This window comes from Paenibacillus sp. NPDC057886, assembly GCF_042796655.1.
Classification (GTDB): Bacteria; Bacillota; Bacilli; order Paenibacillales; family Paenibacillaceae; genus Paenibacillus.
Map to the genome: position 1 here is coordinate 1,187,320 of NZ_JBHVMZ010000001.1, position 25,826 is coordinate 1,213,145.

Here is a 25,826-nt window from a genome sequence, read left to right on the forward strand (position 1 = left end):
CGTTTTGTTACAACGATATACCATTTTCGATAATGACGCGATTGAGCTTGGTATTCACCGGATTGGAAATCGTATCACCCACAGGACATTTACTTTCTAGAAATTGTACAAATGATTCAACTTTTTCTTCAGATGAGCTGGTTTTAATATAGAAGGTGTATCTAATATCGGAATAACCGGGGCGTACATCGGATCGGTTGAAAAATCCGTCAAGATCCAGATCTCCTTCAACATCAACTCTGAAATCATCAAGTACAACATCGAATTTGGAGGCATAGACCCTGGCCACAATGGATTGACATGCGCCAAGGGAGGCAAGTAAAGCTTCTACAGGATTCATTCCTGTGTCAGTACCACCGAGGTTTGTTGGCTCATCGATGATCAGTTCGAATTGTCTTGCTTTGGTGATCACTTTAACCCCATCTTGAAGATGGGCAGTAGCTTTGAAAGTCTGAACATTAGCCATCCGATACCTCTCCTTTATAAAACATTGTATGTAACTTGGTTTAGTATGGATTATAGTTCCATGAATCACAGGCTGTCAATATAAGGTTGGTAATAGAACTCGGTATTCTCTTTCAATTGAAAAATGGATAGCCTTGAGGCTATCCACTTCTCTGGCATTTCAACTTTTCAGCCAATGTACTTATTCACTCATAACATGATCGTATTTTTCCTTCAAACGTTTGATATCTGCTCTCGGCGGCGCGCCAAACATGCGGGAGTACTCCCGGCTGAATTGCGATGCACTCTCGTAACCAACCCGGAACGCTACATCCGCAGCATCAGCTGACTCAGCCATGAGGAGTCGACGTGCTTCCTGAAGTCTTAGCTGCTTCTGAAACTGAAGCGGGCTCATGGCGGTAATTTCTTTGAAATGTCGGTGGAATGAGGACACACTCATGTTGGCTGTCTCCGCAAGATCTTCGATTCGAAAAGGTTGCTCCCAATGCCGAACAATATGCTCGATCGCTTCCCGAATCCGGTAGCTACTGCTGCCTTCCACTGCAATCTGGGCCAGCTCAGTTCCATAAGGTCCCTGCAAAAGCCGGTACAGAATCTCCCGCGTATACAGTGGGGCAAGGAACGGGATTTCTTCCGGTGTATCCAGCAGCCGAACCAATCGAAGTACAGCATCTTGAATGGAGGGCTCCATCTGTCCAACAAATAGGGCGCGTCTGGCGTTTTCTTTAGATGTAACCTTAATATTACATTCATTCAGTACTTCAAGAATCTGGTTCTGTGTAAACTCAAGCTTCAGACTCAGGTAAGGCATATCAGTGGATGCTTTTATAATCTGACCAATCACCGGCAGGTTCATGGAAGCAATCAGATAATTGGATGGTCCGTATTCGAATCTTTCCTGTGCTAGCAAGATTTCTTTCAAACCTTGAACGATAACACAAAATGAAGGCTTGTAAACCCGGTAAGCAGGCTCGCTTATGCTGGAATGCTGATAGACATACAGGGAAGGGATTGCCGTTTCCTTGGAGCTGTTATGAATGGAATGACGCTTGATTAGTTTGGTGAGTTCCTGTTTCTGCTGAACTGCGTTATCGGACATACATATCCTCCTTGCGAGTTGTTCTTGCTTCATTTTAAGACTTAACGACCTTAGACAAAAGTGGGCCTGAGAGGATCAGGCAATCAATTAAGACAAATGATATACCGCCTCGCTCCTTCAGTTTGGCATAATAATATTAGGCTCGCAGAATCAAGCAAGGGGACGCGAAAAGGCAATCAGACAGCATAGCTGTAGTACCTCTACGAAAATAGCAACTTTATCCTGAACAAAAGGAGGTATGGAAATGAGTCATGTCTTAGTTTTGGGTGCCAACGGTCAAATCGCCCGTGAAGCGATAGACTTGTTTCTCAAGGAAACCGATGTCAGGCTAACACTCTATTTGCGGAAATCCAGCAGGCTTGGAAATATCGATTCGAATCGTGCGCGTGTGATCGACGGTGACGTGATGGATCAAGTCAAATTGAAAGACGCCATGAATGGCGTGGACGTTGTCTATGTCAATCTTGCAGGTGATCTGGAACAGTACGCCAGAACCATCGTGGAAACGATGAAATCTGCAGGAGTGAAACGTCTGATTTTTATCAGTTCTATGGGGATCTACGATGAGGTGCCTGGACAGAAGTACAGCAGCATATTGGACTCATATCGTAAAGCAGCTTCCATCGTTGAAGCTTCAGATCTAGATTATACAATCTTACGGCCGGCGTGGTTTACCAGATCAAACGAGATTGATTATGAAATAACCCAGAAAGGCGAGCCATTCAAAGGCAGCGAAGTATCCTGTAAAAGCGTGGCCGCTTTGGTTGTTAAGCTGGCAGAGTCACCAGAACTGGAAATACGTCGCAGTCTTGGTGTAAGTAAACCCCATTAATTCAGTGTACTCCTAAATGGAGATAATAAATTCATGTACGTTAGTTCACATTCACATCATTTGAATGAAGAAAGGAAGTTATATGATGCAAAAACGAACACTGGGAAATAGCGGCTTGGAAGTTTCGGCAATTGGGCTTGGTTGTATGGGAATGAGCTACGGGTATGGTCCAGCTTCGGACAAAACGGAAATGATCGCGGTCATACGGGAGGCTGTTGAACGCGGTGTAACTTTCTTTGATACCGCCGAAGTCTATGGTCCATATATCAATGAAGAACTCGTGGGCGAAGCACTTTCGCCTGTTCGCGATCAGGTCGTTATAGCGACGAAGTTCGGATTTGACATTCAGGATGGCAAACAGAGCGGGATGAATAGCCGTCCTGAGCAGATCAGGAAAGTTGCCGAAGAGTCCCTTAAGCGACTAAAGATTGAGGCGATCGATTTGTTTTACCAACACCGTGTCGATCCGGATGTGCCGATTGAAGAAGTTGCCGGAGCCGTGCAAGATCTGATTCAAGAAGGTAAAGTGAAGCACTGGGGTCTGTCGGAAGCCGGAGTGAACACGATTCGACGTGCACATGCCGTTCAGCCGATCGCTGCTGTTCAGAGTGAATATTCCTTGTGGTGGAGACGTCCAGAAGAAGAGCTGATTCCAGCTCTTGAGGAGCTCGGTATTGGTTTTGTCCCATTTAGTCCTTTGGGTAAAGGATATCTCACGGGGAGCTTTAACGAGAAAACGACGTTTGATCAAGGTGATTTGCGTAATATTCTGCCACGCTTCACGCCAGAGGCGTTAGAGGCCAATCAGGTACTGGTCGATCTGTTGAAAGAGAAGGCGGAGAAGATCCAAGCGACCCCTGCACAAATCGCACTTGCCTGGCTTTTGGCCCAAAAACCGTGGATTGTGCCGATTCCGGGAACGCGCAAATCAAGTCGCCTGAAAGAAAATATGGGTGCGGCGGACATTGAACTTACACCCGAAGATGTACAGAGCATTAATGATGCAGCTTCAAAAATAACTCTGATGGGTGCGAGATATACAGAGGAGTTGGAGAGAAGAACGGGTCTTTGATCTATTTTATCTTTTCCCATACGAATTAAAGGAGGTATGAACATGGAATATGTGAAGTTGGGTCGTACCGGACTGGACGTTTCGAGATTATGTCTTGGTTGTATGAGCTATGGAGTCCCTGAACGGGGGATCGCTCCATGGTCGCTGAACGAAGAAGAGAGTCGTCCTTTTATCCAAAAAGCGCTGGAATTGGGTATTAACTTCTTTGATACAGCCAATGTCTATTCGGATGGTACAAGCGAAGAGATCGTGGGTCGTGCTTTGAAGGATTTTGCTCGTCGCGATGAGGTTGTTATTGCAACAAAGGTTTACTTCCGCATGAAGCCGGGCCCGAACGGCGCAGGTTTGTCGAGAAAAGCCATTATGAATGAGATTGATAACAGCCTGAAGCGCTTAGGGACCGATTATGTGGATCTGTATCAGATCCACCGATGGGACAGCAGTACTCCAATTGAAGAAACTATGGAGGCCCTTCATGATGTCGTTAAGGCGGGGAAAGCCCGATATATTGGAGCTTCTTCAATGTACGCCTGGCAGTTTATGAAGGCTCAGCATACGGCGGAGCGCAATGGATGGACCCCATTTGTCTCCATGCAGAATTTGTTGAATCTGATGTATCGGGAAGAAGAGCGAGAAATGCTGCCTCTCTGTCGTGAAGAGGGGGTTGGTGTAATTCCGTGGAGTCCTCTTGCCAAAGGGCGTCTTACCCGGGATTGGGACGAGAAGACTGCCCGTTCATCGAACGACGAAGCAGGAGACCGACTTGCTGCAGGAATGGTTGATGCCGATCGTAAAATTGTGGAGACTGTCGCCGATATTGCGAACAAACGGGGTGTTTCCAGAGCTACCGTCGCATTGGCCTGGGTATTGCAAAAAGAAGGTGTCACAGCACCAATTGTTGGTGCAACGAAAGAACATCATTTGGAGGATGCCGTAGAAGCGTTGTCCGTGAAACTAGATGCACAGGAGATAGCAAGCTTGGAGGAATACTATGTACCGCACAAAATATACGGCATGTAAGATTCCTCTTGCCTTAGTAACGATATAAGGTTGTTCTCACTTAAATTACTATGCGTAAAGGGTTGCCAATCGAAAAGAATTGTGTATAATTGGAGTCACATCAGAATATTCAAATGTTTTCTAGGGTTCCGCGACAGTTGTGTCGGTCTGGTCCGAGAGAAAACTCACAGCCTGTTGGTTGTGTCACGGAGGGACAAAAGCCTGGGAGATGAACTGCTTAATGCAGTTTGTTTCCCGGGCTTTTTTATTTTGGTTTCATGTAACTAATAATACACGTAGCAAAATTTGATAAGGAGTGGATAGAAATGAACAAAACCTGGTTGTCCGTCGTTATTGCAGCTTTATTTGAAGTCGGTTGGGTCATTGGATTGAAACATGCCAGTGGTTTTCTGGAGTGGGGGGCTACACTGATCGCCATTATTGTCAGCTTCACCTTGATGATTGCGGCATCCCGCTCACTTGATGTAGGAACCGTATATGCGGTTTTCGTTGGTCTCGGTACGGCAGGGACCGTACTGGCAGAGATTATATTGTTTGATGCGCCGGTACAAACCAGTAAAATGCTGCTCATTGGGGTTCTTTTATTGGGCGTAATCGGTCTTAAAATGCTCAGCAAAGGAAAAACAAAGGAGGTACATGAATCATGAACTGGGTATATCTTATTTTAGCAGGTGTCTTTGAAATGATCGGTGTTCTGATGATTAATAAATTGCACAAAGATCGTAACCTGATGTCAATCATACTTTTGGCTGCAGGCTTTGGACTAAGCTTTTTGTTCCTATCGCTTGCGATGAAGACTCTTCCGATGGGAACGGCATACGCCGTATGGACAGGAATCGGTGCTTCCGGGGGAGCCATTCTCGGTATGATATTTTATGGAGAACCTCGGAATGCCCTGAGAATCGTATTTATTGCCATGGTACTCGGATCTGCAGTTGGGTTAAAGCTGGTGAGTTGATCGATGGGGAATGTTCATGAACATTTGCAGAATAGGTCCTCCCAAAAGAACTGTTACGATGGTCCCTACTCCAATGGGACCATCTATAGAAACGGCCAACAACAGGAAACACAAATAAATCAATGTTCTAGTGAAAAACACTCCTTTCTTAAGAAGGCCCTGGAGTATGAGCATCGTATGATCAATCGGTATCCTGTACACTTGAGCCTCCAAATAAATTGCAGTTCCCAGCCCCGAGAGGGTTAACCCTATGATAAAGAAAAAGAATTGATATATCCAAGAGGATGGCTCAGGAACAATAGTAAACAGAAGAAGCCACAAATCGATGCCTATTCCAACAACGAAAGAGGTTATCAAACCAGCAAAGGCCGGTTTTTGTTTTATTAACAAGGAGTTCAGAAGTATCATTAAAAAAGCAATGATGATTTCCCAGCTTCCTACAGTTAATCCTACGTTATCGTGTAATCCAACCAAAAGTGCATCAAAAGGAGATACACCCAAATTGGCTTTGATCATGCAAGTGATTCCCAGGCTTAATAACAGTATTCCAATTAAAAATGGAGCGACCTTTTGGTTCAATGTTTTTTTGTTGAATAATCTTGTTATTAGTAATTGCACAATAAAGATTCCTCCTGGTACATTCTATAATCTGATTATTGTAAATGATATATTAAATGTTGTAAATACAACATTATTAGAGGGTGAATTTAGCTTATTAAATACCAAAGCAGGAGGTCGTGTAACTGTATAAGGGAGGTACTTTCAAAAGAAGATATACAGATAGCTCTTTTAATGTTATCCTTATGTGTTACGTTTTGAAATGAGATATACGTCAAATGAATATTTGTTGCGTAAATTAAGGAGACCTAATGACATTTAAAGACTTGAAAATCATACCCGCAATTTTGGAAGGCTTGAGCAAAGCAAACTATACTTCCCCAACCCCTATACAGGAACAGGCGATTCCAGCTGTATTGGCAGGCAGAGATTTGCTTGGCTGTGCACAAACAGGGACAGGGAAGACGGCAGCATTTTCTGTGCCTATCATTCAATTATTAAGCGAAAAGTCGAACGGCCCCAAAGCCGCACGTCATATTCGATCGTTGATTTTAACACCAACAAGAGAACTTGCGATTCAGATTTCAGATAATATTAAGGCATATAGCCGTTATACCGATATTCGTTGTGCTGCTATCGTGGGTGGCGTTTCGCAAAAAGTCCAGGAGCGTGCGCTGAATCAAGGTGCAGATATTATTATTGCAACGCCCGGAAGACTGATTGATCTGGTCAATCAAAAACGTATTGATCTGAAACATGTGCAAATACTGGTTCTTGATGAAGCAGATCGCATGTTGGATATGGGCTTCATTCATGATGTGAAGCGAATCATTGCGAAGATGCCGAGCAAGAAACAGACGTTGTTCTTCTCAGCTACAATGCCTCCGGAAATTACAAAAATGGTAAAAACACTGCTGGTAGATCCGGTAAAAGTAGAAATTACACCCGTATCTTCTACAGTAGATCGAATTGAACAGTCTGTGTATTTATTAGAAAATGGCAAAAAACAGAGTTTGTTGAATCATATCTTGCAGGATAAGTCCATTGTTTCGGCACTGGTGTTTACCCGTACGAAGCGCGGAGCTGACCGTGTGACTCGCGATTTGTCCAAAGTGAATATTACGGCTCAAGCCATTCATGGTAACAAATCTCAAAATGAGCGTCAAAGAGCTCTGAATAATTTCAAAAGCGGCGTTACACGGGTGCTGGTGGCGACGGATATAGCGGCAAGGGGCATTGATGTTGAAGAGCTGTCACATGTAATCAACTTCAACCTTCCTAATATTCCAGAAACGTATGTCCACCGAATTGGCCGTACGGGCAGAGCAGGGCATAGCGGAATGGCGATTTCCTTTTGCGAAAAGGAAGAGCTTCCGTTCCTGAAGGATATCGAGAAAGTAATCAAGAAGACCATTCCTGAAGTGAAAAATCATCCTTATCCGATGACAAGTGTCCCTGCTTTTGTAAAATCGAATCAAACATCGAAGTCTGCACCCCATAAATCTGCAGCCGATAAACCTGCGAAGTCAAAAGCGAATCCCGCTCGCAAGCCCAAGTCCGAGTGGTTTAAAAAGAGCGGTAAAGCAAACCATAGCAGTAAGCCAAACAGTAGTAAGCCAAATAGCGGTAAACCAAATCACAATAGTACAAGTCACAGTAAACCAAAGAGCAGCAAAGTCAATAAAGCTCTTTAAAATAACGAGCAAAATGCCTTCTCCATTTCGTGGAGGAGGTTTTTTTATGAACAGAAAACATATGCGATATTGATAATCATTTTCAATAAGAAGAATAATAGAGAGGAAGTTAAATAAATGTCCCAAGCCATTGTATGCATGCAGTGACTTGGAGGAATCAGGAGGCGTAAATGATGTTAATTCAAACTCGCATTATGGTAGTCGAAAAAGGCCACAGTCATAAACTGGTGGAACGTTTCAGTGCCCCTAGTCCTGTAGAGGAAATGCCGGGACTGATTGATTTCAGTGTGATGGTTAACAAAAAGAGTAAAGAGCACGAAGAAGTGATGGTGCTGATTCGTTGGGAATCAGAAGAAGCATGGAAGAATTGGGAGAAGAGTGATGTGCATATTAAAGCTCATCGGGAGAAAAGAGGACAAGAGAAACCAGAGTATCTGATTAGCACTACAGTGAATATGTACGAGGTACAGAAAGTGAAGACAACCAGAGTATCCAATGCTTAAATCGAATGAACTACCTATCGCATGATTTCTCATGGTATAGGTTTTTTTTGTTTGAATATCCGTAGATACTGTGTGTGTGTCACATCATTACCGTTCAGGCCCATAATGATATTGGCTTAAGAACGTAAGTTGACAGCCTTGAACTATTAAAGTTATTATAGATATCTAAGATCTATAAAGGAGATTTAGCCCATGCCTGATGAACAATGCAAAAAGGACCACACTTCAGCGTCTTACATTCATACAACGGATTTCTTATCTAATCTGGGAGTGGGTGTCCTGTCTTTATTGCAGCCGCAATCCGGAGAGCGTATTCTGGATATCGGCAGTGGCAACGGAGATTTGACAGCCAAGATCGCAGCTGCCGGAGCCATACCGACAGGAATTGATCTATCGGAGAGAATGGTGAAACTTGCCCAACAGAAGTACCCTGACCTGAATGTTCAGGTGAAAGACGCTTCTCAATATCGGTCAGATATACCCTTTGACGCTGTATTCTCACATGCAGCTATACATTGGATCAATAATCCTGCGGCTTTAACCCGATCCATCTGGTTGGCCCTGCGCGAAGGTGGACGATTCGTGGCTGAATTTGCCGGAAGCGGGAATGTCGGCATCTTGACCTTTGCTATGAAACAGGCTCTGAAGGAGCGTGGCTATACGTGGGCAGGACGGAATCCCTGGTATCATCCCACTATTGGTGAATACACCACCCTGCTGGAGCAAAACGGCTTTCGTGTCATATTCGCTCAGCATTTTGACAAGCCTGCTCCGCTCAAGGGAGAAGAAGGACTTCGGAATTGGCTAAACAGTTTCGCTGATTATTTCTTTAAGGACGTTTCCTCCGCAGACATGGGATCAATCTATCAAGCCATTGTAGCAGAGGTTAAGCCACACTTTGAGCGGGAAGGTCAATGGTTTCTCGACACAACCCGATTACGTATCGTAGCGATTAAGGAAACCGCCTGAGAACATAATCCCTGCATAACTGGCTGAACAGATATTTACATGCAAACGTACATTCGGTATCATTAGGTTGGGTAGGGAAAGTTTGTCTTCTGCGCAAAGGAGAGATACTGAATTGAAAAAGAAGAATAAGATTATAGAGTACTGTTTGAAGAAAAAAGGTGCGACGAAGGATTATCCCTTCGGAGCCGATCCGGTTGTCATTAAAATTGCAGGGAAAATGTTTGCGCTTATGTTTGAGGACAAGGCGGATAACGTTCGCTTGAACTTAAAATGTGATCCGATCATTGCGGAAAACCTGAGAGAGCAGCATGAAGCCGTTCAACCAGGGTACCATATGAACAAAAAGCATTGGAATACCATTATTCTAGATGGTTCCTTGTCGGAGCAGGATATCTTTGTGATGATTGATCATTCGTATGATTTGGTGGTCAAAACCCTGTCCAAGAGTCTTTTGGAATCCATATCGTAATTAGCCCGCATGCAGTGACAATTTCGGAGAGCAGCGGTTGGCGCCAAATGCAGATCATTCAACTTTTCCGAAAAAAATAGCGGCAGTCCCAGGATGTTAACTACGTATCCTGAGACTACCGCTATTTTGGTTGCGTGAACATTGCGCGTTATCCCAAATTCATTTTGATTAATTCTCCTAATTGCTCAGACATGACCTCAGGTGGATGGGGCATTTCATTCTTGATCCACCACTCAACGACCCCTACATAAGACATGACCACATATTGCAGAATGATATCCTCACTTAATCCGGATTTTCTGGCCTGAGATAACTGTACTTCCTCCTTGAAATCCTCATTAAGAAACTCAACCAGGCGGTTGCGGAATTGTACAGCTCCTTTACTGGCCATAATCGTCGAGAAGAACAAGTAATTCCGTTCCAAATAGGTAAACCAGGGAATGATGGATTCTTTCCAATCCAAGTCGGCAACCGAATGACAAATTTCACTTAATTCTTTGATATGCCCGTCAATCAGCTTGTCCAGCAGATCATACTTATCGACGTAGTGAAGATAAATGGTTCCTCTGCTTACGTCCGCCCTATCGGAAATATCTTGTAGGGTAATATCATCAAAATTTTTTTCGGACATCAACTCAATCACTGCTGCTTTGATTGCTTCTTGTGATTTTCGAATTCTTCGATCCACTTTGGTCATGTGATTCTCACCAAACTTTCTATAGATAATAAACATTTTTATGAATAATGTTCACTAATTAACAAAACGCGTTCAATTAACAATGGTAAGCTTGCTTATTCTGTCTATAATTATTAACAGATGTTCATTAATATATCAATAATTGTTTTTGTACAAGAACAGATCGAATCATAGATATCATAATAAAAGTGAGGAGGATGAATGATGCAGCGCTTATGGACGAAGTCTTTTATTTTAATGACGCTGGGTTTGCTTTTTTTATTTACTGCATTTTATATGCTGTATCCCACACTGCCGCTTTTCATTAAAGAGATGGGTGGCAATGAAAAACAGGTGGGCTTGGCCATGGGAGCATTAATGTTGTCTTCCGTCATCCTTCGTCCTTTTGTCGGTGGATTATTGGATCGATTCGGCAGACGTCCGTTTATGATCGGGGGTTTGCTTTTGTTTATATTGGCAATGTATATGTACAACTGGGTTGGTGGAATCATCATGCTAATTGGACTTCGTATTGTGCATGGGATGAGCTGGGCTGTATCCACGACTTCCATGATGACAGCCGTGACTGACATGATTCCATCCGCTCGGCGCGGAGAAGGTATGGGGTGGTTTAGTACCTCCATGACGCTGGCAATGGCGGTTGGTCCCATGATTGGTCTGGGAATTATGCAAGGCACATCATACCAGACGATGTTTATCTTTGCTGTTGGTTTGACTATCGTGGCCCTGCTTTTGACGCTGGGAGCCAAAATGCCATTTCAACCACATACGAACAGGAAGAAAATCCAAATCTTCGAAAAATCAGTCTTGCCTGTAATGGCGCCAATCTTTTTTCTTTTCATTGCATATGGGGGAATTACTACATTTGTACCCCTGTTTGCGGAGCAGATCAAAGTCAATTCCGGCACATTCTTTCTGGTCTACGCCGCGACACTAGCGCTATCCCGGCCCCTTGCCGGAAAGCTGTCCGATAAGAAAGGAGAGACAGCAGTCATAGTCCCCGCGCTTATTATTACGATTATTGCTTTAATTGTACTAAGCCTCTCAACCAGTTTGCTTGGCGTGCTCGCTTCAGCAATTCTGTACGGGATCGGTTTCGGTTCAGCACAACCAGCCCTTCAGGCTATAACCCTTCGCTTCGCACCCGAGGATCGGAAAGGCGCAGCTAATGCCTTCTTTTCGACGGCGACTGATCTCGGTATCGGACTGGGTGCCATGGTTCTGGGTCTGGTATCGGAATACATGAGCTATCACATATTGTTTATGGTCAGTGCTTTGTCGGTCATGGTTTCTTTTCTGCTTTTCATGATCTATGTAAGACGATTGTTGAAAATCAAGCAGACGCAGCCTTCCAAAACTATTGATTCCGTTTCATTGTAGTTGAATTGTAGTGTGTTACATCCAAATTGTAGTATAATTTGTGCAGTTAAGAGCAGCAATTATTTCATGATGCGGAGGCTTACTGCATGTTCATTAGAGAGATAGAGGAAAAAGATAATCAAGAAGTAAAGTCTCTGATTCGAAGCTGTTTGATCGAATTTGGGGCCAATAAGTCAGGAACGGCGTGGGCTGATCCGAATCTGGGCGATTTCTATCATCTTTATCAACGGGAGGGATCCAGATATTGGGTAGTTGAGCATAATTCAACCATTGTAGCTGGCTGCGGTATTGGACCCGTAGATGGATTTTCACATATTTGTGAATTGCAGAAGATGTATGCATTAAAAGAAGCACGAGGCACCGGAATCGCATATGAATTGCTTCGGATTTCGCTGGAATTTGCCAAAGAGCACTATGAAAAATGTTATCTTGAAACGTTGAGCAGCATGGTTGCAGCCAACAAGTTCTATGTCAAGAACGGTTTTATAGCATTAGAGGAACCGTTAAATGCAACGGAACATTTTGCTTGTGATGCATGGTATATCAAAACATTATAAAATCGGACATCAAGCTCAAAAAGCCTAGTTCAAGCGGCAGATTGCCGACGATGAATTAGGCTTTTTTTGCATTTTTATATACCTATATACGTTAAAGAAAGGTCAAACAAAGCTGCTCCACGATGCGGTCGGGAGAGTTGCCGCGCACATTTTTTTGAAACAGATACGAGTCATTGCTCATGGCCGTCAGAAGCATGTCCGTTTTGAACAAGCTGATGGCCTGCGATTCGTCACTCTCTGTTGCCATCTCTTCGAATAGTTCGAATAGCTGTTGATGCAATTGGTCATAAAGAGGACTTGAGGTTCTGGACTCTGATCCTTGATATACTGCATTCTCAATACCCGAGAGCAATTCCGCATTTTTTTCTCTAAACTGGATAAACAACGTCAGCACACCCCGCAATCGCTCAGATGGTGGATGTTGTGCATTTTCCTGCAAGTATGCCTCCACATGATCGAAGAACAGCGCTGCGTTATCTTTAATCAAATCCATGCATAACTCACTCTTATTGCGGTATCGGCGGTATAAGGTACCCGCTCCAATCTGCGCTTCGGAAGCGATCTGATTCATGCTGACCCGCTCGACACCGTGCAGCTCGAATAATCTGAAAGCCACATTCAAAATACGTTGACGGTTCTCGGCAGCATCCCGTCGTTCCGAACGAGAGGTCGTATTCGTTTTATCCACTGTCTGTCACTTCCTATCCTTCAACCTCCAAAATTTGACAAGAGGAGAACTCTCCGTTTAATATCAAGAAGAGATTAAGCGGAGAGTTCTCCTCTTAATCTTAATCAAAACGAGAGGGATGTGCAACCTATGGAGAGTCATCATAACCAAGCTGCACTTCTGGTCATGGATATGCAGAACATCATTGTATCGCATTATGCGAAGCACGAGGATGCACTGCTCCCGTTTCAGAAAGCGATAGAAGCAGCTCGCAGACATAACGTACCTGTGATTTTTGTGAAGGTTGGTCATCGCCAGGATTCCCCTCCAATCAGTGAGCGCAATAAGTTGTTTGGAAAAAAGTCTAGCCGCGGTGATGGAAACGAAGCCAATCCGGCGATGAAAGTGGCAATGGACATTCATGAGTCGGTGCAGCCGCTCCCAGGAGAGTTCATTGTGGACAAGTTCCGCGTCAGTGGGTTCTCGGGAAGCAACCTGGAAACCCTTCTTCAAACCCATGGCATTAATACACTTATTCTTAGCGGTATCGCAACAAGTGGAGTAGTGCTGTCTACATTATGTGAAGCGGCGGATAAGGACTACGCGCTGACCGTTCTTTCTGATGCTTGTCTGGATAGGGACCCTGAAGTTCATCGAGTTCTCGTAGAGAGCGTATTCCCCCAACAAGCCGATGTGCTGGCTGTAGATGATTGGATAAATGCATTAATGTAGACCAATAAAATTGTCGAAGCGAAAGGATGGTTATGATGAGTGAGTTAGATCTTAATGTTTCACAACAAGCAGCGCTGAGCCTGTTTAGTGGGGATAGTGGTGAAAACCCGTTTTCACTGATCAAGCAGTTGCGTGATACAGGTCCTGTTATTTCAGTATCTTTGCCAATGGGTGGTACAGAACGCGGGCAGTGGTTGGTCACACGAATGGAAGAAGCTTCACAGGTGCTTAAAGATCATGCCCACTTCACAGTAGACCCATTAACCATCGACGGCAATGAGAATATCCTGAAAGCCTATGTGGAGAATATCGATCCAGATGCCCCTCCAACGTTCTTTACCGGAAAATCGATGCTCTCTGTAGATGAGCCTGATCATCGGCGATTACGCCGACTGGTCTCCAAAGCTTTTACACCCAAATATATGGAAAGTCTTCGCCCGCGTGTGCAGCAGATCGCTGATGAATTACTGGATCAGGTTCAAGCCCAGGGCGAGATGGATTTGGTCAAGGACTACGCCTATCCCTTACCAATCCATGTGATATCCGATATGCTGGGAGTACCTAAAGCAGATCGCCCACAGATTCAGACCTGGTCTTCCGCGATTGCACATGGTCTGGGCCTCGGAGTGCGTGAACCGGGAGTAGAGGAGCACCTCCGAGCTTTCGGTGACTATACCGCGCAGCTGGTAGCTGAGAAACGCAAACATCCTGCAGATGATTTGATCAGCCAATTGATTGCTATTGAAGAAGAGGGCGATCGACTCAGTGAACCGGAACTGCTATCCATGATTACGTTATTGATTTTTGCTGGCCATGAGACGACATCCAATCTGATTGCTACAGGTGCAATGATGTTATTGGATCATCCTGAACAATTGGAGAAGCTTAAGGCTGATCTTAGTCTGGCACCTTCTGCTGTCGAGGAATTACTGCGTTTTAACGGGCCTGCAACCATTGCCGGACCTCGTTTTGCGACTCAGGATATGGAGCTGGCTGGACAGCAGATTAAAAAAGGAGATATGGTCATTCCTGTGTTGAAATCAGGCAATCGGGATGAACTTCAATTTGAACAGCCAGAGGATCTGGATGTTGCCCGTCATATTCATCGTCATCTGGCTTTTGGTCATGGCATTCATTCCTGCTTGGGGGCTCCACTTGCTCGTGTGGAGGGAGATATCGCCTTTACAACATTGTTAAGACGTATGCCTAATCTGCGACTTAATATTCCTCGGGAGAACATTGAGTGGCATTTGGCGCTAAGTTCACAGAGCTTGGCTGCCTTACCTGTCGCTTTTTAGCAGCAAGAGTTAGAGTTTAAGTTTCTTATGGCAAGAAGAAATATATACCTCAAAAAATCCGCCATGTTTGGCGGATTTCTTGTGTTAGGCTATAAGTTTCATGACGATAGGCAACACTCCAGAAATAAAGCTATTTGATTTTGATATTATGTCAGATCGATCACCACTTTAACGGTTCCCTTGGCTTCAATAGCCGTAGTAAAGGCTTTCTGAATATCATCCAGCTTATATACATGAGTGACTAGTGTGGACAGTTCTTCTTGGAAGCTGGTCAGATGCTCCACCACCTTGGCAAAATCCTCGTGGGTATAGCCGCTGGAGCCTTTGACCTGAACTTCTTTGGACATAATCTGTTGTAAACTGATCGGTACTTCAGATTTATACACGGCAATAATTGAAATTCTAGCTTTAGGTTTAACGATCTTCATCATGTTCTCAAACAAAACCGGAGCACCTGCCGCATCAATAAACACATCGACATCCGGGACGTCAACACCGTATACGTTCACAGAACCGTAATGCCGAGTCAATCCTTCTTCAAGAGTGGTTTCACCTGTATTCACGGTTAAAGCCCCAAGTCCCGCAGCTTTTGCCAAACGCCATCTGTGTCATTTCCCTATATTTGAACAGAGTTCTGTTATACGGGTTTGGAGCGATGTACAACATTGCTTACATTGTGATTTATTATTCAGGTCATCAGCAATATGATTCGACTTTTTTCATGACAATCGGGTTCATCGAACTGACGATTGTTGCTCTATATTTTGTATGTAAACGGGGGAGAGATCTGATTCAGGTGGCTCTTAACAAGGAAGCGGAAGCGAGAGAGCTTGTGACGGCACTGGATACTATGGTAGGGGTCATTCGCGAAAATACATCCATGCTGAACACGGATATTGCCAGCTGCAATAAAGATATTCATATGTTGAAAAATATGAGCAATACGATAACCACAAATATTCAGGAAGTGACGGAAGGCATACGCGATCAATCCGGGAGCATTGCACATATTAGTGAAGAGGTAAACCAGGCTGACAGGAAAATGTCCGAAATCAATCAACTTTCACATCGTCTTGCCGACATCTCGGACCAAAATGGTCAGGTTGTTCGCCAAAGCTCGGATCGAATTATGCAAATGGGCAATCAGATGGCTATAATTAACACCACAGTAACAGACTCAATGACTACCGTTGAGGAACTGAACAACAGCATGGATGATGTGAATACCTTTCTGACAGCCATCAAGCAAATCTCTGATCAGACCAATCTGCTGGCCTTAAACGCAAACATTGAAGCTTCAAGAGCAGGGGAAGCAGGAGCGGGGTTTGCCGTTGTGGCAAATGAGGTCAAAAATCTCGCACAGGAGTGCTCCAACACGGTTAAACAAATCGACGAAATCATTTATACTATCAAGCGAAAGACACAGCTTGTGGTTGAAAAAGCCGCTAACGGAAGTGCAGCAGTGCAAGAGGGAAAAACGATCTCCAGTCAGGTGCTTGAGAGCTTTGACCATATCAAGTCTACGTTTGAGCATATTGATCAATACATAGCGAAGGAAATGGATATGACGGATCAGATGAGTCTGATTTTTAATCGAGTTCGCCAACAAGTGGATTATATATCAGCTATCTCGCAGAAGCATGCAGCAGCGACCGAAGATGTTCTGGCAACAACTCAGGAGCAGAAAAGCAATATGGATGTCATCTACGAATTCATGGGAAAAATCAACCATTCCAGTATCCGTTTGCAGGATTTGATTGGGAAAAATGAAGAAGAATGATGAAGTAAAAAGTAATTTGATACAAAATAAATGTTTTGTTACAATATTATCGACTGAATTAAACCATACGATTAAATTTCCTGTACCATAAATACATAAGAGGTGGTGAACGAATGCTTGAGCTGAGTTTTGATAATCCGGATGAGCTGGTCACGGTCACGCATGCTTTATCGACACGATCCAGAGTAGATATTCTCCGACTATTGATCTCCCAAAACCTGAATATAGTAGAAATCGCGGAAGCTCTCAAACTCCCCGTATCCACGGTAGCCAGCAACATCAAGGTTTTGGAAGCTGCAAGGCTAATTAACACGGAACTATTGCCTGCCTCTCGCGGGGCAATGAAGGTGTGCAGTCGCAATTACGATGATATTCATATTGCTCTTAATCTGGAGAAAGCAATTCCCAAAGGTGATATTCAGGTATACGAAGTGGATATGCCTATTGGTCATTATAGTGATTGTGAAGTGTCACCCACCTGCGGCATGGCGAATGGCGAGGGCATGATCATTCGTGAGGATGAGCCCGCCAGCTTTTACCATCCTAAGCATGTCGGAGCGCAGATTATGTGGTTCCGCAAGGGATATGTCGAATATTTGATGCCGCTGGAGATTCCGGCAGAAGCGGTAATTGAATCGCTGGAATTGTCCATGGAAATATGCTCTGAAGCACCAAACTATGATCATAATTGGCCTTCCGATATCTCTGTATGGATTAACGGTGTGGAAATTGGTATGTGGACATGTCCTGGTGACTTTGGAGATCGGCGCGGAAAGCTCAACCCGGCTTGGTGGTTTGAATGGTCAACACAGTATGGTTTATTAAAGACATGGCGTGTGGACAAAAATAAAACGACACTGGATATGGAGAAAATTTCAGCAGTTGATTTGGCTCAGCTTAACCTACAGAACAGCCACAAGTTAAGGGTACGAATTGGTATTAAGCCGGATGCGGTTCATCAAGGGGGCGTAAATCTCTTTGGGCGACAATTTGGGGATTATGACCAAAATATCAAAATGACTGTACATTATGCCGTTCATTAGAATAGGATGAGGAAGAAAGGTCTTGGTTGCAGATATTATGTAACTAAGGCCTTTTTTGATTTAATAATTACATTAAATATGTTTGAAAGCGTTGACAAGAAGGTGTTGGCCTTATATAATCCCCTATAGATACAGTATTAATGTAACAAAACAATTATATCGTTTGTATCTACAAATTAGAGTAAAGGGGATACTCGCATGAAAAGAAAGATCGGCTGGTTAGCACTGACATTATTGCTCTCATTTTCAACCGTTTTAAGTGCATGTAGTGGAGGCAGTAACGGGGCTGAGGATAGTGGCTCTGGTGATGGAAAAGTGACATTGTCCTTCTGGACACTGTTCGATGGTGGTGATGGCGCAAACATGCAGACATTAGTCGATGAATTCAACAAAAGCCATCCGGACATTGAAGTCAAGAATACCAAATTGGCCTGGGGTGAGTATTATACGAAGCTCGTAACTGCTGTTGGTAACGGCAATGGACCGGACATTGGGATTTCCCATTCCTCCAGACTGCCCGATCTGATCAATCAGGGGGTCGTCACAGAGCTTGATACTCCGGCTACGGATGCAGGTGTGGACTGGAGCACCTATAACCAGAATCTCTTGGATGCGGTTACCGTAGAAGGTCAACATTATGCAGTCCCCATTGACACACATCCCTTTATCATGTTCTACAACAAAAAACTTCTAAAAGATGCAGGCTTGCTTGGTGAAGACGGAAAACCGATTCTGGAGCAATCTGCTGACGGGTTTGTGAGTTTCCTTCAAACTTTAAAAGAGAAGTTGCCTGCCAAAACGACTCCGTTTGCATTATCCAATAACAATGATGATCCATACCGTCTGTGGTGGTCCTTATATTCACAAATGGGTGGGAATGACGTGGTATCGGATGACCTGAAATCCGCAGCCATAGATAAGGAGAAAGGTATTAAAGCAGCTGAATACGTTCAGAAACTGTACACCGAAGGTTATATCAAGAAAAATGATCCGGACTTCTATAAAAATTTTCAAAGTGGAACAGCCGCTATTATCATGACAGGAGTCTGGACGACAGGAACCTGGGAATCCACCAAAGGACTTGAGTTTGGAGCTATGCCAATTCCAAAATTCTACGATCAGGAAGCAACATGGGGAGATTCGCATACCATTGTTTTGCCACTGACTAAGGATGAGGACCCGGCTAAGCGCAAAGCCGCGATAATTTTTGCCGACTGGGTTGCTGACAATGGTCAGGTCTGGGCGAAAGCCGGACATATCCCTTCCAAGCCATCCGTGCTGGAAAAACAGGAATTTAAGGATCTGCCATACCGCAGTGATTATTCCGAAGTTGCAAGTGTAGTTAAATTCAGCAAACATTCCACCAAAAATGCACAAATCCGCGATGAAGCTGCCTTTAAATTTTTGAATGAAGTATGGGTGAACAAAATGACCCCGGCAGATGCCATGAACAACATGGAGACAGCCATTCAGAAAATACTGAGCGAATAGAAGGAAGACGAAAGGTAGACGGGTCACGCAAGCCTGCGGAATCACCATCTCTAGATAAGAAATCGCCGGCTTGCGTGCCAATCAAAGGGGAGACGCATATGAAGATCAAAAAAATGAGGGCGGATTTGCAGGCACTGGTATTTCTGCTTCCCTTCTTAATTATTTATGGTTTATTTACGATCTGGCCCATGATTAAAGGTGTGGAGATGACCTTCTACAAATGGACGCTGATCAAGAAAATGGATTTTGTTGGCCTGGATAACTTCCGAAAAGTTCTTCAGGACAGAGAGGTTTGGGAAGCAATCTGGCATTCAACCTTTTTTGTTTTCTTGAGTACACCGACCATGATTATACTCGCGATTCTGCTGGCTTTGATTGCCAACCGAAAATCGTCTTTACAAAAGTTCTACCGCATCATCTTCTTTATACCAAGCGTACTCTCCGTCGCCGTCGCAGCCTATCTGGGATTATTCGTATTTCAGCCCTACACGGGACTCGTAAATTCAGTACTGCACCTTATCCAATTGTTACCCGAAAATGCCGAGATCTTCTGGCTGACAGAAACGGGGCTGGCCTGGGTCGTGATTACGGTCATTACTCTCTGGTGGACGGTCGGCTTCAACTTTATTTTGTATCTCTCGGCAATGCAGGAGATACCGGATGAGATCTATGAAGCGGCAAGGCTGGATGGTGCGAGCGATACACAAATATTTTGGAGAATTACTCTTCCTTATCTGACACCACTGACCAAAACGATAACCATGTTGCAGATCATCGCTTCATATAAGGTATTTATGCAAATTTATGTAATTACTGGCGGGGGACCGCTGGATCAGACACGTCCGATTATTCAGTTGATCTATCAGACCGGATTCAAGAACAATAACCTGGGTTATGCCGCAACCATGTCCTATATTTTATTCGTGATTCTGCTGGTGCTGTCGGCGCTGCAATACTGGATGACTAACCGGAAAGGGGCGGAATACTGATGAAATGGTTATATCGCACAGGTTCTGCGTTGATGGCGGTTATGTTTGCGGCCCCACTTGTGTGGATGCTGATGGTCTCCATCAAAGAAGAAGGCATGAAGATTATTACGGTCCTGGACTGGTTTAAACCGCCATACTCACTTGCCGTCTATAACGAAATTCTGACAACGACAAAGCTGTCACAGTGGGTGGTTAACAGTTTGTTTGTCGCGGTGGTTGTGACCGTGTTGACTGTTATTTTCGCGGCGATGGCCGGATTCGCTCTCTCCAAAGTGCCGTTCCGTTTCCGTACCTTTGTATTCTTTTTCATTCTTGGCGGGCTGCTGATTCCGGGTGAAGCAACCATTATTCCACTCTATCAGGTAGCCAAGGATTTGCATTTGCTGAATTCATACAGTGGATTAATTATTCCTGCGTTGGCTTCGCCTGTAGCAGTTATTGTACTCAAAAGCTTCTTCGACGGCATTCCAAATGATCTGTTGGAAAGCGTGCAAATTGACGGCGGGGGCTTTTGGCGGATTTTCACCAGCATTGTGCTGCCTTTGACACGTCCTGCCATGGCATCCATGGCGATTCTTACATTTATCGGTTCGTGGAACAATTTCCTATGGCCATTCCTTTCCATAACCGATGATAATCTGTTTACGCTACCAATGGGTATCCCAACGCTAATGGGTCAGTATTCAGAAGATTACGTCAAACCGATGGTTATCAATGCAGTGGCTTCTGTTCCCATCATTATATTGTTTATCATTTTTGAGAAACAGATTGTTAAAGGCATTAGCATGTCTGGTATTAAGGGTTAACACTTTTTCAGGCCTATGAGCCAAATAAAGAGGAGATCGGGGAGAACAAGATGACAACTAAATTTTACAACAAGGATTATCCAAGACCGCAATTTGTACGCAATGAGTGGTTGGATTTGAATGGAGAATGGGATTTTAGTTTTGATGACAATCAGGCGGGTGAAAGCGAGCATTGGTACGACCAGAATCAGTTTCCGGAAGGGACAAAAATTAAGGTTCCCTTCACGTATGAGACCCAAGCGAGCGGTATCGGGATCGAAACATTTCATCCTCTGGTCTGGTACCGCAAAAATGTTCAGATTCCCCAGGAAGCAAAAGGAAAACGGAGCATTCTGCATTTTCAGGGAGTGGATTATCGCGCAAAATGTTGGGTGAACGGAACGGTTGTTGGTGAACATGAAGGAGGGTACGCAGCGTTTTCATTCGACATTACCCCTTATATCACTTACGGCTCGGAGAATAACATTGTTCTTGAAGTAGAAGACAGTCAGAGCGCGATGCAGCCTCGGGGGAAACAACGCTGGGTGGATGACAATTTTGAATGTTTTTATGTGCAAAGTACCGGGATATGGAAAAGTGTCTGGCTGGAGCATGTGAGTGAAGCAAGGGTTGAAGCAGTCAAGATGACACCGGATATCGATCGTCATATGATTCGTTTGGACTTTCAATTGAATGGGATCGAAGGCAAGAACAACTTGCGTTTGGAGACACGGATTGAGCTGAAGGGTCAGCATGTGCAAACCATCAGCCTATCTCCAGACAGACCCTGGATGACCGTGGAAGCCAGTGTTAAACATGAAGCAGGCGGTCCGTGGAAACAGTCGTTATGGTCACCGGGCTCACCGAACCTGTACGATATCGAGTTTGTGATGTACGAAGATGAGAAAGAAATCGATCGGGTTCATTCCTATTTTGGTATGCGAAAAATATCGATTGAAAATGGGCAGATTCTGCTGAACAATGCTCCATTGTACCAAAGAATGATTCTGGATCAGGGCTATTGGACGGAGAGCCATTTGACCCCACCTTCAGTGGAAGCACTGATTGAGGATATCGATAAAATTGCCGAGATGGGATATAACGGAATCCGTAAACATATGAAACTGGAAGATCCACGCTTTTTGTATTGGTGTGATGTGAAAGGCATGTTGGTCTGGTCAGAGATGGCAGCTACCTTCGAGTTTAATGATGAGGCAGTGAACCGATTCACCAAAGAATGGCTTGAAATTGTACCCCAGCAATACAATCATCCCAGCATCATTACCTGGGTGCCATTTAATGAATCGTGGGGAATACCGACGATTGGTCACGAGGTAAGGCAGCAGCAATTCACGCAATCCATTTACCATCTGACCAAAGCCATTGATCCGTATCGTCCGGTCATTACCAACGACGGATGGGAGCATACGGTATCGGATATTTTGACAATCCATGATTATGTGGAGACGGGAGAAGCTTTTCTGGAACGCTATCAGGATAAAGATATGATCGTAAATAACAAGATTGCTTCCAATCGATGGAAGTTTGCTTTTGCTGAAGGTTACCACTATAAAGGACAACCCATTATCATCAGTGAATTCGGCGGTATTGCCTTCCAATCGGATAAAGGCTGGGGTTACGGCAATCAGGTGGACTCGGTTAAAGCCTTTATTGAACGTTTCCGTTCCATCACCGAAGCGATCAAAGCCATTCCCTATATCTCGGGCTATTGTTATACACAAGTCACTGATGTGCAGCAGGAGATTAATGGTCTGTTGACGGAAGACCGTAAACCGAAAGTGCCACTGGAAGTGATCCGCAAAATCAATCTGGGGTGACAGGAGAGCTGAACATCATGCTGCGACAGGATTATCCAAGGCCGCAATTTGTGCGGAAGGATTGGATGAGTTTGAATGGGGAATGGGAATTTGAATTCGATGATCATAACAAGGGACGTTCGGAAAACTGGAGTGAGGGCAAGCAAGCATTCAGCCGCCGAATCCAGGTGCCGTTTGCTTTTCAAAGTCAACTGAGTGGCATTGCAGATCCGAATTTTCACGATAATGTATGGTACAAACGGACCTTTGACATTCCGGAGAACTTCACGGGCAAACGTCTGCTGCTGCACTTCGGGGCCGTGGACTACGAAGCCTCTGTATGGGTGAATGGAAAAATGGTGGTTCGGCATGAAGGGGGACACACCCCTTTTCATGCCGATATTACGGATGCTCTGCTGGAAGGAAGTAATGTGCTGACCGTACAAGCGATCGATTATAGCAGGGAAGTAACGCTGCCGCGCGGGAAGCAGTTCTGGCAGGAGCAATCCGCCCAAATTTTCTATACCCGCACGACTGGAATATGGCAATCGGTGTGGCTGGAAGCTGTCGCACCCGTTCATCTGCAGAAGGTGCGGCTGACTCCCGATGTCGATCGCAACGAAATCGAAGTTACGGCTTATGTTCATCGTGAACAAACAGAACCAAGGGATTGGGAAGCGCAGGATATCAGACTGCGTGTACAAATTGCCTATCAAGGAGAGCAGCTGTCCGCAGATGAATATCGAATTAGCGGCGGAACAGAGACCCGTACCATCGGGCTTCACAGCTTTAACGAGCATGGCCTAGGCAGGCTATGGTCACCAGAGCACCCCAATCTGTATGACATTCATTTCACTGTATTGGTGGATGGTGTGCCCGTCGATGAGGTCGATAGCTATTTCGGCATGCGCAAAATCTCCATTGAACAGGGCAAGCTGTTTCTGAATAACCGTCCTTACTATATGAAGCTCGTTTTGGATCAAGGGTATTTCCCGGATGGAAATCTGACTCCGCCGAGTGACGAGGCCATTCGGCGTGATGTGGAATTAACGAAGGAACTGGGGTTTAACGGCGCCAGAAAACATCAGAAGATTGAAGATCCGAGATATCTGTACTGGTGTGATAAGCTCGGACTTCTGGTGTGGGGGGAGATGGCGAATGCTTACGATTTCTCAGAACAATACGTCGCCCAGGTAACACGGGAGTGGCAGGAGGCGCTGGAAAGGGACTACAACCATCCATGTGTTGTGGTCTGGGTACCTCTTAATGAAAGCTGGGGTGTTCCGAACATCCTGACCAGCAAGGAGCAGCAGTATCACGCCTTGTCGATGTATTATTTGACCAAGTCGGTGGATTCCACCCGTCCGGTCATTTCCAATGATGGCTGGGAGATGGTACAGACCGACTTGTATAACATCCATGATTATGAATGGAGAAGGGACGTTTTGGAGGAACGGTATCGTACCCGTGAAAACGCGGTAAGCGCCCTGCCGGGCAATCGGAAGCTGAGTGTGGGTGGCTACCGCTATGAAGGACAGCCTATTTTAATTACCGAATTCGGTGGAATCGGGTATAAGAAAAGTGACTGGGAGGGCTGGGGTTACTCCGGAGCGGAAAATGACGAAGATTTTGCACAGCGATTGCATGCCGTAGTACAGCCGCTATTGGATTCACCAGTAGTAGAAGGATTTTGTTACACACAGCTGACGGACGTGGAACAGGAGATTAACGGTCTGCTCACGTATGACAGACAGCCCAAGATGCCGATGGAACAGATTCGGGCTATTATTGAAGGACATTATCCATCGTCCGCTGGCGAATAAGGAGGGGAATACGCATTGAATACAAAGGAGACAAGCAGGTCCTGGGAAGGCGATTTTCAAGGGGAAAAGGCCATTTACCTCCGCTTTGGTTCCAGTGAGGCTGTGATGCTGCCGGAGATTGGTGGTAATCTGGTCGCGTATCGTGATCTTGAGCGGGGGCTTCGCTTTCTTCATGAACCGTCACCCGAAGAGATGGAATCATTCAAGGCTAGACCGATGATTCATGGGATTCCCGTCCTGTTTCCGCCAAATCGTTATGAGGACGGGCGGTTTGCCTGGAACGGGCAGACACTTCAGTTTCCGGTCAATGAGGAAGCAACAGGCAATCATTTGCATGGATTTTTGTATAATACGCCATGGATTGTGGATGAGTATGGACATACCGAGAAGGAAAGTTATGTCTCGGTGTCCATTACTGTTGATGAAACTCATCCGATATACGTTTCCTTTCCTTTTCAGTTCAGTATTACATTACGCTACTCGCTGAGCAGTGATGGACTCATGCAGCATGTCCGCATTCGCAATCATGGAAGCTCCTGCATGCCGTGCCTGATCGCTTTTCATACCTCAATTAATGCTCCATTTAATTCAGATGGATCAGCACGGGATTATAAGCTCAAGCTGACGATTGGAGACAGATGGGAATTGGATCAACGCATGCTGCCGACGACTCGTTTTCAGCCCCTGATTCAGGAGGAAGAGCAGATGCGTGACTCAGGGGTATATCCGTTCTTTGCAGAAATGGATAATCACTACACTGCTGTACCGCAAAATGGTAGAAACCGGATGGAGCTTCAGGATACGAAGAATGGAATGACACTGATCTACGATGTGGGAACTTCCTATAAACAATGGATGATCTGGAACAATAATGCGGAAGAAGGGTTTTTCTGCCCCGAACCGCAGATTAATCTTGTGAATGCACCTAATCTGGATATGCAGGCCGAGGAAGCTGGATTATTTAGTTTGCAGTCGGGAGAGATCTGGGAGGAAACGAGCAGATTATATCTGCGTCATTCGTAAAAATAAAGATGAAGGGGAGCAGCCAGGACAGCTAATGCTGTGATCGCGCTGCTCCTTTTAAAACCATTGAAACAGTGGCTTCTGCCTGTCGTCGCCACGCTGAAT

The 25,826-nt window shown here is 44.8% G+C and carries 27 protein-coding genes and 1 riboswitch; of the genes, 21 read left to right on the forward strand and 6 right to left on the reverse strand.

The window, feature by feature from the left end; translation table 11 throughout:
• Nucleotides 1-7: 7 nt before the first annotated feature.
• Nucleotides 8-466, reverse strand: a complete 459-nt coding sequence (locus ACFVQB_RS05250; RefSeq protein ID WP_192266975.1) for an OsmC family protein — start codon at nt 464-466, stop codon at nt 8-10.
• Nucleotides 467-646: 180 nt separating this feature from the next.
• On the reverse strand, nt 647-1,564 hold the full coding sequence (locus ACFVQB_RS05255) for an AraC family transcriptional regulator (RefSeq protein ID WP_379435321.1): 918 nt from the start codon (nt 1,562-1,564) through the stop codon (nt 647-649).
• Between the two features lie 244 nt (nt 1,565-1,808).
• Between ACFVQB_RS05255 and ACFVQB_RS05260 the strand changes: the two genes are divergently transcribed.
• The 5 genes from ACFVQB_RS05260 (at nt 1,809) to ACFVQB_RS05280 (ending at nt 5,446) form a co-directional block, all read left to right on the forward strand.
• On the forward strand, nt 1,809-2,396 hold the full coding sequence (locus ACFVQB_RS05260) for an NAD(P)H-binding protein (RefSeq protein WP_379435322.1): 588 nt from the start codon (nt 1,809-1,811) through the stop codon (nt 2,394-2,396).
• A gap of 85 nt (nt 2,397-2,481) precedes the next feature.
• A complete protein-coding gene (locus tag ACFVQB_RS05265) occupies nt 2,482-3,468 on the forward strand; it encodes an aldo/keto reductase (protein WP_379436344.1) in 987 nt (328 codons plus the stop codon).
• A gap of 42 nt (nt 3,469-3,510) precedes the next feature.
• Entirely contained in the window at nt 3,511-4,488 is a 978-nt protein-coding gene (locus ACFVQB_RS05270) for an aldo/keto reductase (RefSeq protein WP_379435323.1), read from the forward strand.
• 109 nt (nt 4,489-4,597) lie between these two features.
• A riboswitch (guanidine-I (ykkC/yxkD leader) is annotated at nt 4,598-4,698 on the forward strand.
• Between the two features lie 95 nt (nt 4,699-4,793).
• Nucleotides 4,794-5,135: a DMT family transporter gene (locus ACFVQB_RS05275; protein ID WP_379435324.1), complete on the forward strand. Its 342-nt coding sequence runs from the start codon at nt 4,794-4,796 to the stop codon at nt 5,133-5,135.
• Nucleotides 5,132-5,446 carry a DMT family transporter gene (locus tag ACFVQB_RS05280; protein ID WP_379435325.1) on the forward strand — a complete coding sequence of 105 codons (315 nt, stop codon included), beginning with the start codon at nt 5,132-5,134 and terminating at the stop codon, nt 5,444-5,446. Before ACFVQB_RS05275 ends, ACFVQB_RS05280 begins: the two co-directional genes overlap by 4 nt.
• On the opposite strand, the gene ACFVQB_RS05285 is transcribed toward ACFVQB_RS05280, so the two are convergent.
• Nucleotides 5,429-6,064, reverse strand: a complete 636-nt coding sequence (locus tag ACFVQB_RS05285; RefSeq protein WP_379435326.1) for a YczE/YyaS/YitT family protein — start codon at nt 6,062-6,064, stop codon at nt 5,429-5,431. The two genes, ACFVQB_RS05280 and ACFVQB_RS05285, sit on opposite strands and share 18 nt — an antisense overlap.
• Nucleotides 6,065-6,315: 251 nt before the next feature.
• On the opposite strand from ACFVQB_RS05285, the gene ACFVQB_RS05290 reads away from it, so the two are divergent.
• The 4 genes from ACFVQB_RS05290 (at nt 6,316) to ACFVQB_RS05305 (ending at nt 9,639) form a co-directional block, all read left to right on the forward strand.
• Nucleotides 6,316-7,698, forward strand: coding sequence for a DEAD/DEAH box helicase (locus tag ACFVQB_RS05290; protein ID WP_379435327.1), 1,383 nt, complete (start codon nt 6,316-6,318; stop codon nt 7,696-7,698).
• Nucleotides 7,699-7,871: 173 nt separating this feature from the next.
• A complete protein-coding gene (locus ACFVQB_RS05295; protein ID WP_379436346.1) occupies nt 7,872-8,201 on the forward strand; it encodes an antibiotic biosynthesis monooxygenase in 330 nt (109 codons plus the stop codon).
• A gap of 192 nt (nt 8,202-8,393) precedes the next feature.
• Nucleotides 8,394-9,170, forward strand: coding sequence for a class I SAM-dependent methyltransferase (locus ACFVQB_RS05300; RefSeq protein WP_379435328.1), 777 nt, complete (start codon nt 8,394-8,396; stop codon nt 9,168-9,170).
• Nucleotides 9,171-9,282: 112 nt separating this feature from the next.
• Nucleotides 9,283-9,639 (forward strand): MmcQ/YjbR family DNA-binding protein, encoded by a 357-nt coding sequence (locus ACFVQB_RS05305; RefSeq protein ID WP_379435329.1) that lies wholly within the window; start codon nt 9,283-9,285, stop codon nt 9,637-9,639.
• 148 nt (nt 9,640-9,787) lie between these two features.
• Here the strand turns inward: ACFVQB_RS05305 and ACFVQB_RS05310 are convergent, their stop codons facing one another.
• A complete protein-coding gene (locus tag ACFVQB_RS05310) occupies nt 9,788-10,336 on the reverse strand; it encodes a TetR/AcrR family transcriptional regulator (RefSeq protein WP_379435330.1) in 549 nt (182 codons plus the stop codon).
• A gap of 204 nt (nt 10,337-10,540) precedes the next feature.
• Here ACFVQB_RS05310 and ACFVQB_RS05315 point away from each other — a divergent pair, with 204 nt between their 5' ends.
• Nucleotides 10,541-11,716, forward strand: coding sequence for an MFS transporter (locus ACFVQB_RS05315; RefSeq protein WP_379436349.1), 1,176 nt, complete (start codon nt 10,541-10,543; stop codon nt 11,714-11,716).
• An 86-nt stretch (nt 11,717-11,802) separates the two neighbouring features.
• Nucleotides 11,803-12,273 carry a GNAT family N-acetyltransferase gene (locus ACFVQB_RS05320; protein WP_379435331.1) on the forward strand — a complete coding sequence of 157 codons (471 nt, stop codon included), beginning with the start codon at nt 11,803-11,805 and terminating at the stop codon, nt 12,271-12,273.
• A 91-nt stretch (nt 12,274-12,364) separates the two neighbouring features.
• Here ACFVQB_RS05320 and ACFVQB_RS05325 read toward each other — a convergent pair whose 3' ends face one another.
• Nucleotides 12,365-12,961 carry a TetR/AcrR family transcriptional regulator gene (locus ACFVQB_RS05325; protein WP_379435332.1) on the reverse strand — a complete coding sequence of 199 codons (597 nt, stop codon included), beginning with the start codon at nt 12,959-12,961 and terminating at the stop codon, nt 12,365-12,367.
• Nucleotides 12,962-13,090: 129 nt separating this feature from the next.
• Here ACFVQB_RS05325 and ACFVQB_RS05330 point away from each other — a divergent pair, with 129 nt between their 5' ends.
• Entirely contained in the window at nt 13,091-13,672 is a 582-nt protein-coding gene (locus ACFVQB_RS05330) for a cysteine hydrolase family protein (protein WP_379435333.1), read from the forward strand.
• 32 nt (nt 13,673-13,704) lie between these two features.
• On the forward strand, nt 13,705-14,970 hold the full coding sequence (locus tag ACFVQB_RS05335) for a cytochrome P450 family protein (protein ID WP_379435334.1): 1,266 nt from the start codon (nt 13,705-13,707) through the stop codon (nt 14,968-14,970).
• A 146-nt stretch (nt 14,971-15,116) separates the two neighbouring features.
• Here the strand turns inward: ACFVQB_RS05335 and ACFVQB_RS05340 are convergent, their stop codons facing one another.
• Entirely contained in the window at nt 15,117-15,566 is a 450-nt protein-coding gene (locus ACFVQB_RS05340) for a zinc-binding dehydrogenase (RefSeq protein ID WP_379435335.1), read from the reverse strand.
• Between the two features lie 59 nt (nt 15,567-15,625).
• Here ACFVQB_RS05340 and ACFVQB_RS05345 point away from each other — a divergent pair, with 59 nt between their 5' ends.
• The 8 genes from ACFVQB_RS05345 to ACFVQB_RS05380 all read left to right on the forward strand — a co-directional run bounded on the left by ACFVQB_RS05345 (nt 15,626) and on the right by ACFVQB_RS05380 (nt 25,721).
• Nucleotides 15,626-16,750 (forward strand): methyl-accepting chemotaxis protein, encoded by a 1,125-nt coding sequence (locus ACFVQB_RS05345; protein WP_379435336.1) that lies wholly within the window; start codon nt 15,626-15,628, stop codon nt 16,748-16,750.
• A 113-nt stretch (nt 16,751-16,863) separates the two neighbouring features.
• Nucleotides 16,864-17,793, forward strand: a complete 930-nt coding sequence (locus ACFVQB_RS05350) for an ArsR/SmtB family transcription factor (protein ID WP_379435337.1) — start codon at nt 16,864-16,866, stop codon at nt 17,791-17,793.
• 198 nt (nt 17,794-17,991) lie between these two features.
• Entirely contained in the window at nt 17,992-19,284 is a 1,293-nt protein-coding gene (locus tag ACFVQB_RS05355) for an ABC transporter substrate-binding protein (protein ID WP_379435338.1), read from the forward strand.
• Nucleotides 19,285-19,382: 98 nt separating this feature from the next.
• Entirely contained in the window at nt 19,383-20,273 is an 891-nt protein-coding gene (locus tag ACFVQB_RS05360; RefSeq protein WP_379435339.1) for a carbohydrate ABC transporter permease, read from the forward strand.
• Nucleotides 20,273-21,079: a carbohydrate ABC transporter permease gene (locus ACFVQB_RS05365; protein ID WP_379435340.1), complete on the forward strand. Its 807-nt coding sequence runs from the start codon at nt 20,273-20,275 to the stop codon at nt 21,077-21,079. The genes ACFVQB_RS05360 and ACFVQB_RS05365 overlap by 1 nt, the downstream gene beginning before the upstream one ends.
• A gap of 50 nt (nt 21,080-21,129) precedes the next feature.
• A complete protein-coding gene (locus tag ACFVQB_RS05370) occupies nt 21,130-22,896 on the forward strand; it encodes a glycoside hydrolase family 2 protein (protein ID WP_379435341.1) in 1,767 nt (588 codons plus the stop codon).
• A 17-nt stretch (nt 22,897-22,913) separates the two neighbouring features.
• The gene (locus ACFVQB_RS05375; RefSeq protein ID WP_379435342.1) at nt 22,914-24,698 is read left to right on the forward strand and encodes a glycoside hydrolase family 2 protein; all 1,785 of its coding nucleotides are present in this window, start codon (nt 22,914-22,916) and stop codon (nt 24,696-24,698) included.
• A gap of 15 nt (nt 24,699-24,713) precedes the next feature.
• Complete coding sequence (locus tag ACFVQB_RS05380; RefSeq protein WP_379435343.1) at nt 24,714-25,721, forward strand: aldose 1-epimerase; 1,008 nt, start codon at nt 24,714-24,716, stop codon at nt 25,719-25,721.
• Nucleotides 25,722-25,826: the final 105 nt, after the last annotated feature.

What these genes read in the sequence shown, in the direction of transcription:
- ACFVQB_RS05250 (WP_192266975.1), bottom strand. Translation starts at nt 466, where the DNA reads ATGGCTAATGTTCAGACTTTCAAAGCTACTGCCCATCTTCAAGATGGG.
- ACFVQB_RS05255 (WP_379435321.1), bottom strand. Translation starts at nt 1,564, where the DNA reads ATGTCCGATAACGCAGTTCAGCAGAAACAGGAACTCACCAAACTAATC.
- ACFVQB_RS05260 (WP_379435322.1), top strand. Translation starts at nt 1,809, where the DNA reads ATGAGTCATGTCTTAGTTTTGGGTGCCAACGGTCAAATCGCCCGTGAA.
- ACFVQB_RS05265 (WP_379436344.1), top strand. Translation starts at nt 2,482, where the DNA reads ATGCAAAAACGAACACTGGGAAATAGCGGCTTGGAAGTTTCGGCAATT.
- ACFVQB_RS05270 (WP_379435323.1), top strand. Translation starts at nt 3,511, where the DNA reads ATGGAATATGTGAAGTTGGGTCGTACCGGACTGGACGTTTCGAGATTA.
- ACFVQB_RS05275 (WP_379435324.1), top strand. Translation starts at nt 4,794, where the DNA reads ATGAACAAAACCTGGTTGTCCGTCGTTATTGCAGCTTTATTTGAAGTC.
- ACFVQB_RS05280 (WP_379435325.1), top strand. Translation starts at nt 5,132, where the DNA reads ATGAACTGGGTATATCTTATTTTAGCAGGTGTCTTTGAAATGATCGGT.
- ACFVQB_RS05290 (WP_379435327.1), top strand. Translation starts at nt 6,316, where the DNA reads ATGACATTTAAAGACTTGAAAATCATACCCGCAATTTTGGAAGGCTTG.
- ACFVQB_RS05295 (WP_379436346.1), top strand. Translation starts at nt 7,872, where the DNA reads ATGTTAATTCAAACTCGCATTATGGTAGTCGAAAAAGGCCACAGTCAT.
- ACFVQB_RS05300 (WP_379435328.1), top strand. Translation starts at nt 8,394, where the DNA reads ATGCCTGATGAACAATGCAAAAAGGACCACACTTCAGCGTCTTACATT.
- ACFVQB_RS05310 (WP_379435330.1), bottom strand. Translation starts at nt 10,336, where the DNA reads ATGACCAAAGTGGATCGAAGAATTCGAAAATCACAAGAAGCAATCAAA.
- ACFVQB_RS05315 (WP_379436349.1), top strand. Translation starts at nt 10,541, where the DNA reads ATGCAGCGCTTATGGACGAAGTCTTTTATTTTAATGACGCTGGGTTTG.
- ACFVQB_RS05320 (WP_379435331.1), top strand. Translation starts at nt 11,803, where the DNA reads ATGTTCATTAGAGAGATAGAGGAAAAAGATAATCAAGAAGTAAAGTCT.
- ACFVQB_RS05330 (WP_379435333.1), top strand. Translation starts at nt 13,091, where the DNA reads ATGGAGAGTCATCATAACCAAGCTGCACTTCTGGTCATGGATATGCAG.
- ACFVQB_RS05335 (WP_379435334.1), top strand. Translation starts at nt 13,705, where the DNA reads ATGATGAGTGAGTTAGATCTTAATGTTTCACAACAAGCAGCGCTGAGC.
- ACFVQB_RS05345 (WP_379435336.1), top strand. Translation starts at nt 15,626, where the DNA reads ATGTACAACATTGCTTACATTGTGATTTATTATTCAGGTCATCAGCAA.
- ACFVQB_RS05350 (WP_379435337.1), top strand. Translation starts at nt 16,864, where the DNA reads ATGCTTGAGCTGAGTTTTGATAATCCGGATGAGCTGGTCACGGTCACG.
- ACFVQB_RS05355 (WP_379435338.1), top strand. Translation starts at nt 17,992, where the DNA reads ATGAAAAGAAAGATCGGCTGGTTAGCACTGACATTATTGCTCTCATTT.
- ACFVQB_RS05360 (WP_379435339.1), top strand. Translation starts at nt 19,383, where the DNA reads ATGAAGATCAAAAAAATGAGGGCGGATTTGCAGGCACTGGTATTTCTG.
- ACFVQB_RS05365 (WP_379435340.1), top strand. Translation starts at nt 20,273, where the DNA reads ATGAAATGGTTATATCGCACAGGTTCTGCGTTGATGGCGGTTATGTTT.
- ACFVQB_RS05370 (WP_379435341.1), top strand. Translation starts at nt 21,130, where the DNA reads ATGACAACTAAATTTTACAACAAGGATTATCCAAGACCGCAATTTGTA.
- ACFVQB_RS05375 (WP_379435342.1), top strand. Translation starts at nt 22,914, where the DNA reads ATGCTGCGACAGGATTATCCAAGGCCGCAATTTGTGCGGAAGGATTGG.